Genomic DNA, 11,876 nt, shown 5'->3' on the forward strand with positions numbered 1-11,876 from the left:
GAGACGCAATGCGTAGTATCGTATCCGGCGAACGGAGCGGCAGGAGGCCATTTTCTGTGTGATGGATGTAAGAAGAAAATGGTAAAAAGAGCGCCTTTTCACAAAGGCGCTCTTTCCATAAAGTATGATTTATTTGTAAAAGAAATTTATTTCACTTTTTTATACCCGTAAACGGCCAGTGCACCCAATTCCTCTTCGATGCGAAGCAACTGGTTGTATTTGGCCATGCGGTCGCTGCGGCTCAGCGATCCGGTTTTGATTTGTCCGCTGTTCGTGGCAACGGCGATATCAGCGATCGTAGCATCTTCCGTTTCGCCGGAACGATGGCTTGTAACCGTCGTATATCCGTGGCGGTGTGCCATTTCGATCGTATCGAGCGTTTCGCTCAGCGAACCGATCTGGTTCACCTTCACCAGGATCGAGTTTCCGCAAGCCGTCTCAATTCCTTTGGAGAGGAACTCAACGTTTGTCACGAAGAGGTCGTCACCTACCAATTGACAGCGGCTGCCGATGCGTGCGGTAAGTTTCTTCCATCCGTCCCAGTCGTTTTCGCTCATCCCGTCTTCGATCGAGTCGATCGGATAGTTGTTAATCAATTCTTCGAGATAAGCAATCTGTTCGTCGGCCGTACGTTTTTTTCCGTTTTTTCCTTCAAAGAGGCTGTAGTCATATACGCCGTTCTTGTAGAACTCCGACGCGGCGCAGTCCATGGCGATCTTGACATCTTTTCCGGGTTCGTATCCGGCCGCTTTAATGGCCTGAATAATCGAGTCGAGAGCGTCTTCCGTTCCGTTGAGGGCGGGGGCAAATCCACCTTCGTCACCTACTGCCGTACTGAGTCCGCGGTCGTGTAATACTTTTTTCAGGGCATGGAACACTTCGGCGCCCATACGCAGACCTTCGCGGAAGGAAGGCGCACCGACGGGGCGGATCATAAATTCCTGGAAGGCGATAGGTGCATCACTGTGCGATCCACCGTTGATGATGTTCATCATCGGGACGGGCATCACATACGTATTCGTGCCGCCGATATAGCGGTAGAGCGGCATGTCAAGGTAGTTGGCTGCCGCTTTGGCTACGGCGAGCGACACGCCGAGGATCGCGTTGGCTCCGAGCTTTGACTTCGTTTTTGTGCCGTCGAGTTCAAGCATTTTCCGGTCGATAGCACGCTGTTCGAGTGAAGACATACCGATAAGCGCCGGGGCGATGATGCTGTTCACATTATCAACGGCTTTGAGTGTTCCTTTGCCGCTGTAGCGTTGTTTGTCGCCGTCACGCAACTCAAGAGCTTCGTGTTCGCCGGTCGATGCGCCGGAAGGCACGCTGGCACGTCCGATAATACCCGACTCAAGTCTGATGTCTACTTCTACCGTAGGATTTCCGCGCGAATCCAATATTTCGCGGGCTGTAATCTGTTCTATTCTCATGTTACTTTTACATTAATTGTTTACGGCCGACAAAGGTAGGGCAAAAAATACACTTCCGCAACCTTTGCCGGCCGTGTCTCTGCGCTCTGACCTGCCTTATGCCCGTTCGGCCTCACAGAGGTCTTTTTTCTTTGAGCAGAAGCGTTTGCATTGCTCGCAGAGGTTGTATCCCAGAAGCGTTCCGAGGATAAAATCTTCTTCGGGGGTAAGCCGGTTCAGGGGACGCCCGACGAACGTACGGATCGTCTCCAGACATTCCGGCTGCCCGAAGTAAAGATTGATGTTGCTTTTCCCTGCGCGTTGAACGAGGTAGGGAATGTTTTGTCGTTCGAGCCGTTCGCGTGCAAGGGGCAGATAGCGCTCATTCATGGTGAAGAGCACGAGGTTTCGCACGCCTTTCTTATATTCGTAGATCTGGTTATGCAAGACCTTGATCTCGCCCGGCAACACTTCCGTTCGTTCCATCGCGGTCTGTCTTATTTCAGAGAGGCTATCCAACGGCTGATGCGGTCGTCTGTTTTATTCGGTTCGTTCTCCTCGTCGATCGGCAGACCGATGAACTGTCCGTCTATCACGGCTTCGGAGCTGTCGAACGTATATTCGGAAGGATCGACTTGTCCGACGAAAGTAGCCCCCGACGATTTGAGTCCTTCATAGAGTACGCCCAATGCGCCACAGAACGTATCGGAATAGGACGATGAGTCTCCTGCGCCGAAAAAGGCGATCTTCTTACCGGTCAAATCGGTTTGCTTGAGCATTTCCAAACCCTTGTACCAATCGTCCTGCAAATCGCCTGCGCCCCATGTGGAGCAACCTAACAGCAGCATATCATACTGCGCTACATCGGCCGGGGTGATCTTGGCTACTTCGTATACATCTTCACTTGCAATGTTCATCTGCTCGGCTATGCGGCCTGCAATGTTTTCGGTCGTACCTGTCGTAGAACCGTAAATAATGGCTGTTTTTCCCATGTCTTTTTTATCATTTAAATTTCGGATGCAAAGTTAGAAGCACCGATATTACGGCGCAATCCCCAATTCTATGGATTTTTTTGGTCGTTTTATCCCCAATAATTGGGATGTTTTCTCAATGTTCTTCCTTAAGAAAAAAAGAGAGAAGATGATGAAACAACATCCCCTCTCTTTCATGTTTTTGAAAAAGTTAAACTTAGAAATAAAAACGAGCCCCGACGGTTTGGATAATGCCCCGGTCTCTCGATTTGAGTTCTTCTACTTTTGTTATTTTATTTTGATATAACATATCGGCATTTATTGTAGAATGTCCCGCCAATGTCAGGCCATATCCCATATTGTAAAATATCCCAACTCTTTTTATCAAGACACATTCGGCTGAAAGTCCTCCGGACAGTGATAAGATACCTTGCGGCATCTTCGTTTGTGCCGATATGGCAGGCACATCGTAAGCAGTTGAAAAATCCTTTGCTTCCTGCGATTGCAAATCATTAAATCCGAGTGTTTTATTTTGGCTGCGTATGGACATACCATATTCGAGTTCTACAAACGGAGCAATATTCAACCGTGTTGATGGAAGAATATCCCATTGAATTATATCATATAAAGCCATTTGTCCAATAGACAATAAGGGTTCGCTAATGGATGCTCCGCTTTTATTCTTTGCCCCTACTGCTGCAAATGATGCGTCACTGTTGTAGAAAGATATTCCTAAGGATGTCTTCAGTTTGAATCGTCCGGTCAATCCGTAGAGAGCTTCTAAAGCGAGTCGCTCCCGCCGAGTCTCATGATCGACGGATATGCCTTCAGGATACCGTAGCTCTTTCTTACTATCGGATATTCCCTGATAATGTATCCCGATTGCCCAAGTCCGTTTTTCCTGTCCGTATACAAGCAAACATATAAATAATAATTGCACGATAAGGATGCTTCTTTTTTTGTTCAGCATAAATTTTGCTTTTGGGGGGGTAATAATTTGTCTATAATCGAATATTCTTTGAATTCCCGGATTATTCCGTGCAAACCTCAAACCGTTTTGTATGAGGCCTGTATGAATAGCTCATGCGAATGGTTTATTCGGGGACGTAGATGATTTCGCCGCTTTCGAGCTGGTAAGCCGTGCCGACACGTTTGCCTCGCGAACTTTTGTCGGACGGGTCATCTTCCGAAGGCGTATATTTTTCGATTTTCTCGCCTTTTTTGGTGATGATTTCCATCTTCTCCGTGCCAGGGTTCTTGACCATCGTAAAATCTTCTTTCGAGAACATCTCAGTCATATTAAACCGTGCCACAAGCGCGACCATCAGGGCTACGGCAAAGACCATTGCGACGTCGAAGAGATTGCCTACTACGCTCATCGGATCGTTATCGTCTTCTTTCTTGAGCAGATTCCGTTTCATACCTTGTTCCGTTTTTCGGTAATCAGTCCGGCGATAAATTCGAGATTCGTCATGTCCTGCAGATACCAGCGCTGTTTAACCTGTTGGGTGATGAACCCGATGGCGCTTGAGAAGAGTCCGACCACCGTCGTGGCAAAAGCTACCTGCATGTTGTAGGCCATCGAAGCGATATCGCCTGTCGACAGTCCTACGAGCGCGGGTCCCATAGGGATGAGCGTGCCCATCAGTCCGAGCATCGGACCTAACTTGGCCAAGGTTTTGGAGACGGACAGGTCTTTGTCGGCTGCGATTTCAAAATCGGCCAGTAGACGTTGCACGTGCGCGGGACTGTCTTTGAGGGCCAGCAGGCGGCGCATGTAGACGGTTACGAGCGAAGCGTTGCCTTTGGGCAATCGCTCCGCGAAATCGTCGAGCCGGTCACTGCTTAATGTTTCCAATTCGGGACGGATGATCGCTTCGTTCTTGCGAATGGCAAGGTATTGTCCGAAGAAGCCACCGATCAGCAGCAAGGCGCGGAGGAAGAGCAGGATCAACAACACGATGACGGGTACAAGCAGCCCGGTAGATATCCAGTATAAAATATCGGAGATGTAAGTCATATTTCTTTGTTTTTACGTAGTTTATAATATAGTTTGATACGGGCGGTGAAGAAGCCTGCAATGAGTCCGACCAGTATCAGTGCTGTCAAAGCAGCCAGTGCGCTCCAGTCGATCACGGTATTTCCGGTCACGGCCGTGCGTCCGTTGACGGTGGTGATGACGCCTAACACCGCGATCAGGGCGTTGGCCAGAAACAGCAGTTCGAGCCTCAGTTCTTTTTCGGGCAGCAGGCGTTGCAGCACAAACGTACCAGCGGGAATCAATACCAGCACTCCTGCGGCCATGCTCCATGCAATGCGCGGGAACGAAACGCCCGGGAACGAAAAGATCAGTGCGACTAATCCGCTGAAAAGTACCGGGAAGATGAGCAGTCCCGGAAACCAGCGTAGCGCTTTGTAGCTCCACAGCGTGCGTTTGCGTATGCGGCCGGTGGTCATTACATGCGCGGCCAGCATGCAGAAAGCCATCTGAAGGACCACCTCGATACTTAACACGACGGAGGTGTCGAGCATCAGCGCCGGGTTCGACAGCCAGTCGGCAATCTGTGTCTTCGACTGTTCGATGGCATAGGGCCAGATCAGCCCGACAAACAAGGCACAGACGACGGCAATCAAGGTCACAGACCCCCATTTACGATACGTTTGCTTCAACATGAAGTTGAAGCAAACGAGTATCATCAGGACGACTACGACGGTCTCCATCTTATTCCCGCATTTTTTTGCGGCGATGACGCACAAGCCAGATCAACACAATGACGGCCAGCGCCACAACGGCAGCCACAATCGCATTGTTCAGCACGTTCGTCTGTGATTGCGCACCGGACGAAACGTCTTCCTTCTTCATCACCATGCTCTTCCGGTCGCCCGAAGCCGCGGCCTCACGTATCTGATTGATGTGCTGTGTGTATTGCTCAGCCGACTGCGCGTCGGTCTTCGAGGCGATGAACTGCCGCAACTTGGCATTGTCGCAGACAAAGCCGGAGCACGACGGTTTGTATTTGTTCACCAGATCGGTATGCAGCCTGGCAATGTCGGCGATCTGTTGCTCGGTAGCCTGCCACATCCCTTTGCGGATAGTCTCCATCATGACGGCCGTGATTTCTTCGAGCGCCGCCGGGTTTTGGGTCTCGAAATATTTCTGAACGCCCAGCTCGAACTTATCCTTGACATATACATTATATATTTCGTCCCACATTTCCTTGTCGATAGCTGCCGGTTTCATCACGTTCCATCCGTAGGTGTTCTGTACGATCTCCGCGAACGCACCTGCTCCGCCGGCCTCGCCTTTCATCTTTTCCTTGATGTAGGCAGGGTTGAAGATCGTCGTCCGGCTCTCTACGCCGATAGCTTCTTTTACCTCCTGCATGCGGAAGTTGTTACGGTTGCGATAGTCGCTCAGGTAAGCGTCGGGGTCTTTTCCGGTGACGTTGCGTACAGCCAGATTCAGTCCGCCCATAAATTCGTACACATGATCGAGGCTCAACGCTCCCCACGTATTGCTTTGGCGCGGCTGGATGACGGCATCGGTGCGGGTTAGCGCCGCCTCGAAAGCGAATTGGCGGAATGCCTCCCAGTTCTTCTCGCTGCCGTAATATGCGCCCATATTGTTCAGGTACGTGTCGGCGATTTCTTTTTCACTCTCCCAGCGGTCTCCGCTCATCACCATGCCTTGAATGCCGGTGCCATAGCCGCCATTCATTCCTCCGAAGACCCGGAAGGTCGAAATCTCACGGGCATCTTTCGGCGTAAGACCCTTCTCGATCAGCGTGCGCTCGGCTTCTACCACGCCGGCAGCCACCTGATTCTCGAACTTCTCGTCCTTGGCTGCCGCCGCCATTTCTACGGCGCGGTTGATCAGGAAAAGACGCGAAGCGGCGAGGTCTCTCAGCTGACCGCTCGTCTGCACCACCACGTCGATACGCGGCCGTCCCAGTTCTTCCGACGGGATGAGCTTCAAGTCCGTCACCCGTCCGAAAGCGTCGCGTAACGGTTCTACGCCTAACATATACAATACCTGCGCAATCGTCGCTCCCTCCGTCTCGATAAACTCGCCGCTCCACAGCGTGTAGCTTACCTTGCGAGGGATACTGTCGTTATGACGGCGTCTGTACAGCTCAATCGTGTTATTTGCCATTTGTATGCCTTTTTCCCAGGCGGCCTCGCTCGGCGTAGCCTCGGCATTGATGCCGTAGAGGTTGCGTCCGGTGGGCAACGTGTTCGGATTGACGATCGGGTCTCCTCCCGGCGACGGACGGGTGTATCCGCCATTCATGGCGTTGATCATCGAATGCAGTTCCTTCTCCGGGCTTTCCCGTAGCGCTTCTTTGTAATGTCCCACATTGCGAATGGTTCGTTCCACCTCCATGACAGCCAAGGCGAAGTTAATTTCCTCCTTCGTATAGTCTTTTTTCTTCGGCATGCCGCCGCCCATCATACCGCTCATGCCTGCCGGCATGGCTTTTCCGTGAGCCGATGCGCTGTCTTTTCCTTGGGCAGCCATCTTCTCTTTCATCGCCTGCGGCATTGTTCCATGTGCCTTGGCCGTTTCTTTCATCCCTTCGGGCATCCGGCCATGGCTTCCTTTAGAAGCTGTTGTCGGCTTTCCTTTTTCTTCGGAAGCGTCGGCATGTACTTTGGCTTCGGCCGGAGCCTCGCGTTTCATGCTCATCATCATCTCCATCATCCCTCCGGGCGATTTGCGCGACTCTTCTATCTCGCGCGCTTTGGCCAGTTCGGCGGGAGTGACGCCTGCGGTACGACAGATCAGTTCGTCCGATGCCAATGCGGGGTTAGCCAGCAGGCGCGTAACGAGTTCGCGAGCCGGATTCATGTAATGCTGCGTGAACAGTGCACGATGTTTGACCGTCTTCTCATCGGCGCGTCCGCGCAGTTTATCGAGTGCGAGCAGGCTGTAGGCAATCGGGTCGGTAGCCATCGCGTAGACACTGCTGGTGATGCGGATGTCTTCGTAAGGTACTCCCATCGTATAGAGTTGCCCCGTTATCTTTTCCATTGCCAGCTCTTCGGCAAAATTCTCGATGCGGAGGATGTCATCTTCGGTATAGGGAACAGTCATGACGCTGTCCAGACCCAATTCACGATGAATGCCCAGCTTCACCGTGGCCGCTTTTACGGCCAGCGACGCACGACGCAGATCGGCCTCGTTACGGGTGTCTTTTTTCGCAGGTGCGTGGTCGTGTTCTCCGCCACACGAGCAGGCTCCCTCCATATTGTTATAAATCTTAATGCGCTCCATGAGTTCGCGGTAGATGCCTCGTACGCTGCTCTCCATAAAAGGCGGCGTCAGGTACGATTGCAGTCCGGCGTATGAGCGACGTTTGGCTGTCATGCCTTCTCCCACATTGCCGATGGTGTAGATGTAGAAGTGCGGCACGGCGCCCACGAGTCGGTCGGGCCAGTCGTTGCTGCTCAATGCCACCTGTTTTCTCGGCGTAAATTCCAGGCTGCCGTGTGTCCCGAAATGTACCAGGGCGTCGGCCTTGAATCCGAACTGCATCCAGAGATACGAAGCGATGTAGGTATGAGGCGGGGCGGCATCCGTGCCGTGCACCACCTTGAAGTCATCGTCGCCGCGACCGGCTGCGTTTTGCGGCATCAGCACCACATTGCCTAATTGCAGGCGCGCGATGCCCAAACGTCCGTCTTCCGTGGCCATATACGAGCCGGGAAACTCGCCGAATGCAGCGACAACCTCGGCATACTTGTCGGGGCGGATAACTTTCTTCACCCAGCTTTCATAATCTTCTTTCGTGATCAGTTCCGGCTGACCGGTTTTCATAAACTCGTCGAGCGCTCCTTCGGCGTATGTGCCGAACACAGCTCCGTGCGCTTGTATCATACGTTCCAGCTCTTTCGATGAGGCGGGAAGCCCTTCGACCTTGTAGCCTTCGCGTTTCATGCGTACCAACAGGTTATAGAGTGAAGGCCCTACCTCCATTCCGCCGGCCGACAGGGCATTTTGTCCCGGACCTTTGTAATACACGATAACCACCCGCTTCTCGCTGTTCGGCTTACGTTGCAGACTGAAGTAGTTATTTATCGTTTCCACGAATGTTTCGAGCCGTTCGGGAATCGCAAAGGCATGATGCATCCCTTCCTCGTCCTTGTAATGCCCGAAAACGACGAACGGACGGAGCGCCCCGTCAATCTCGGGGGTAACCACGCTCTGAGAGAGGAACCCGCCGTTCATGCCCATTTTGTCGTCCTCCCATTTTTCCACGAGCCGGTTGGCATTGAGCGGAGCAAACAGCGGAATGTTCTGTTGTGCCAGATAGTCGACGATATAGTCGCCCATCCGTCCGTGCGCCATATTGATGACGGCCGAAGGTTGTACCGAGTCGATGTGATGGTTGCCGATAAGGTTTTTCATATTGCGCACCGGATAGACCACATTGCCCGTTTCTTCCAGCCGGCGGATCAAGTCGGCCGGCTGCCCCATCGGGCCGGTGATGATGATACGCGGCGCTCCTTCCTTGAGCAGTCCGTGCTTTTGGAGAAACGCATGGTACTCGGCAATCGAATTGAAGCCGAGCTCCTCCTCGTCCGGCTTTCCCGGAACGGCATGGTAGAGCATGTCATTGGCGCGTTCTACGACCGCTTCCGGCTCATGAAGCGAAAACTTTTTGCCGTCGATGTATTTGCGCACGTAGTTAAGCATGCTCCGGTAATTGTGACGCCCGCCGTTGCTCAGGTACTGTTTCAGCGTATCGGCCTGAAGCGAGTCGATGGAGATGATTTTGTTCGCCGGATTGGTCACTGCCGTAGACAAGACAGGCAGCCCTTCGTCTGCCGCCTTCTGTATCTGCGCCCGCTGTTCTTCGGTGATACGAAGCCCCATCGCATTGATAAAGACCATGTCGTAACCTTTGAGCTTATCCAGCTCTTCGGTATCGACCGTTGCAATTTTAATAAACGAATTGTCATTGGCCTTGTGAATCTCGCCCAAGGTAATGATCTGATAATTGACAAAAGCCACTTTGGTGGCAGACATCCACTTGGAATATACAAAGAACGCCGCTGCCAATATGACAGCGACGATCCCTCCCCATAAATAAATTTTACGTTTCATGTGTTATATTGTTTCTGCATCATTTCATTATTTCCCGATCAGTTCGGCTATATTGACCGACAAGTTTGCAACAAATTCCGTGCCACGCGAAAATATGGCATAAAGGTCGCTAAAATTGTCGTCTTTTGTGTTAAAGAGATTGTCAATGCCGATATTCAGTGTAACACCTTTCGGGAACTGGCAAGAAGCATTGAGTTTCCAGATCATATAGTCGTTTAACTCCAATTTGGTGAAAACTCTTTTTTTGGAAACATACGATGTCGCCCAATAATCTACACCGCTCATCCATCGGCCGTTCAGACCTAATGTAGCCCGGCAGTTACCGAACTTACGACTGTATTCGGCCTGCATAACGGCTGTATGCGGGCGTACATAGGAACTTCTTCTTCCTTTTATTTTCGTATCGTCGTACACATACGAATAGGTACCTTTCAATGTCAGATCGAATGGCAGCCGTATCTGCATATTGATGTCGGCTCCGTACGTCTTGGCAGAATCGGCATTGACATACACAAAGTCGGGATATTTTTGCTTCTTATTTTCGGAAATGCGTTGTTGCATCGCAATCCTTTTGTTGAACCAATTGTAATATCCGGTAGCGGAGATATTGAAGATGCCGGCCGTCCATTCCCCCGACAGGGAAACATGATGGCTCGTCTCGGGTTTCAAGTCGGTGCTGCCATAAATTTTAAACATCCCGCCATGACTGAACTCTCCATATAATTCTTTCATTGAGGGCGAGCGGAATCCGGCAGCATATCCTCCCCGTAACGTCACGTTGCCGACTTTATACATCGCTGACAATTTCGGGCTGACATGCACTTTATACAGCGAATGATAATCCATGCGGATTCCTCCGACCAGAGTCAGGCGGTCGGTAATCCGGTAATCGTCCTGTACATACAGCACATAATTCGTGATGCTGTTGGCTGTTGTATCCTTAAACCAGTTCGTTCGCAGTTTTTCGGCGTTTACTTCGCTGCCCACAGTCAATGAATGGCGTTCGGCCAACAGCAGACTGTAATTTAACCGAACATTGTTGAGAATATCCCGGTATCTGATTTTTGTTTTATGATGATCGGCCGAATCAACATCGTCTTTAAAGTAATTGTCATAATGATAGGATAAATCCAGCCGACTGTTTTCATTAAAGATATAGTTCATTTTTCCACCGAACGTAAAGTCACGAAAGCGTTCGCTTATTTTTCCTTCCTTTATATACAACAACTTGTTCTGATAAAAACCGACGTTCAACTCGGCGCTCAGTTTATCCGTAAAGTCATATCCTAATTTTTGTGCGATCGAAAAAGTTTCATATCCACGCATATTCAACTTCCCTAATTTTTTATTTACCCCGATCGAGTCACGTCCGTCAGGCAGTTCGTATAATCTCTTTGTCGGCTTCTGTTCTTCAAATGTGAAAGGATCGCGACGACTGAACGATGCGGTCGTCAGTGACGAAAATTTTTCCTGCCGCGTACCTAACGATACCGTATATTTCCTGTCCTTGCGGCTCGTCAGACGTGTCGATACCGTTCCGACGAACGGACGGTTCGCTTTTTTGGTGATAATATTGATTACCCCGCCCAATGCATTGGAACCATAAAGTGTGGACATGGCACTTTTTACAATTTCGATCCGTTCGATGTTATCTACATTCAAACGACTGAAATCCACATTGTCCAATGCTCCTTCGCCGGCAATTCTCTCCCCGTCGATCAGGAAAAGCAAATAACGGGAGTCCATCCCCTGAAAAGAGATGGCCGGAAGTCCCGAGCCGTGTGCCGCTCCGTCAAAATGTAATCCGGGAAGTTCATATTCAAGCAAGCTCTTAAAATCCTGAGGATCGATTTTCTTGATATCCTCGGCCGTAATGACACGGGTTACTACCGGTTCGTCTTTCAACATCTTTTCACTGCGTGTGCCGGTGACGACCACTTCCGTAAGATTGTTTTTCGCTTCATCAAGCACAATATCAAGTTCCGGCTCTTTTACGGCATCCACCTCTACCGTGCGAGGTTCATACCCCGTACAGGATATGCGGAGCTTATAATTGCCCCTGTTCAATTTGATCTGAAATTTTCCTTCGACATTCGCTGCCATACCGATATTGGTACCGGTCACCATAACCGTAGCATACGGTATCGGTTCGTCTTGCCGGTTTTTTACGGTACCTTTTATGATATAATCTCTGTCCGCCGCCCCAATTTCTGTTGCATACAGGCTACTCATGGAACACAATACCAAGAATAATAAAGTAACTGTTCTTTTCATCATTTGTTTTATTGTTAAAATTTGACGATGCAAAATTCGGCAGAGAACAAGAAACCGACAATCCCTATTTTCGGGTATTTTAATACGTTATATCCCCATAAATGAGGAAAACACAAC

Annotated in this window: 9 protein-coding genes; all 9 read right to left on the minus strand. The window is 50.5% G+C overall.

Going from position 1 to position 11,876, the window contains the following annotated elements; translation table 11 throughout:
- Positions 1 to 146 precede the first annotated feature (146 nt).
- The gene (gene eno / locus BFO_RS09030) at positions 147 to 1,427 is read right to left on the minus strand and encodes a phosphopyruvate hydratase (protein WP_014225384.1); all 1,281 of its coding nucleotides are present in this window, start codon (positions 1,425 to 1,427) and stop codon (positions 147 to 149) included.
- Between the two features lie 96 nt (positions 1,428 to 1,523).
- Positions 1,524 to 1,892: a DUF2023 family protein gene (locus BFO_RS09035; RefSeq protein ID WP_014225385.1), complete on the minus strand. Its 369-nt coding sequence runs from the start codon at positions 1,890 to 1,892 to the stop codon at positions 1,524 to 1,526.
- A gap of 11 nt (positions 1,893 to 1,903) precedes the next feature.
- Positions 1,904 to 2,398 carry a flavodoxin FldA gene (fldA, locus tag BFO_RS09040; RefSeq protein ID WP_014225386.1) on the minus strand — a complete coding sequence of 165 codons (495 nt, stop codon included), beginning with the start codon at positions 2,396 to 2,398 and terminating at the stop codon, positions 1,904 to 1,906.
- A 196-nt stretch (positions 2,399 to 2,594) separates the two neighbouring features.
- Positions 2,595 to 3,347 carry a hypothetical protein gene (locus tag BFO_RS09045; protein WP_014225387.1) on the minus strand — a complete coding sequence of 251 codons (753 nt, stop codon included), beginning with the start codon at positions 3,345 to 3,347 and terminating at the stop codon, positions 2,595 to 2,597.
- A 124-nt stretch (positions 3,348 to 3,471) separates the two neighbouring features.
- Positions 3,472 to 3,798 carry a DUF2149 domain-containing protein gene (locus BFO_RS09050; protein ID WP_014225388.1) on the minus strand — a complete coding sequence of 109 codons (327 nt, stop codon included), beginning with the start codon at positions 3,796 to 3,798 and terminating at the stop codon, positions 3,472 to 3,474.
- Positions 3,795 to 4,397: a MotA/TolQ/ExbB proton channel family protein gene (locus BFO_RS09055; protein WP_014225389.1), complete on the minus strand. Its 603-nt coding sequence runs from the start codon at positions 4,395 to 4,397 to the stop codon at positions 3,795 to 3,797. The genes BFO_RS09050 and BFO_RS09055 overlap by 4 nt, the downstream gene beginning before the upstream one ends.
- Positions 4,394 to 5,098, minus strand: a complete 705-nt coding sequence (locus BFO_RS09060; protein ID WP_014225390.1) for a hypothetical protein — start codon at positions 5,096 to 5,098, stop codon at positions 4,394 to 4,396. The genes BFO_RS09055 and BFO_RS09060 overlap by 4 nt, the downstream gene beginning before the upstream one ends.
- A 1-nt stretch (position 5,099) precedes the next feature.
- Complete coding sequence (locus tag BFO_RS09065; RefSeq protein WP_014225391.1) at positions 5,100 to 9,485, minus strand: cobaltochelatase subunit CobN; 4,386 nt, start codon at positions 9,483 to 9,485, stop codon at positions 5,100 to 5,102.
- A 27-nt stretch (positions 9,486 to 9,512) separates the two neighbouring features.
- The gene (locus BFO_RS09070; RefSeq protein WP_208854689.1) at positions 9,513 to 11,762 is read right to left on the minus strand and encodes a TonB-dependent receptor; all 2,250 of its coding nucleotides are present in this window, start codon (positions 11,760 to 11,762) and stop codon (positions 9,513 to 9,515) included.
- Positions 11,763 to 11,876: the final 114 nt, after the last annotated feature.

The sequence above is a fragment of the Tannerella forsythia 92A2 genome, from assembly GCF_000238215.1.
In the GTDB taxonomy this organism is placed as follows: domain Bacteria; phylum Bacteroidota; class Bacteroidia; order Bacteroidales; family Tannerellaceae; genus Tannerella; species Tannerella forsythia.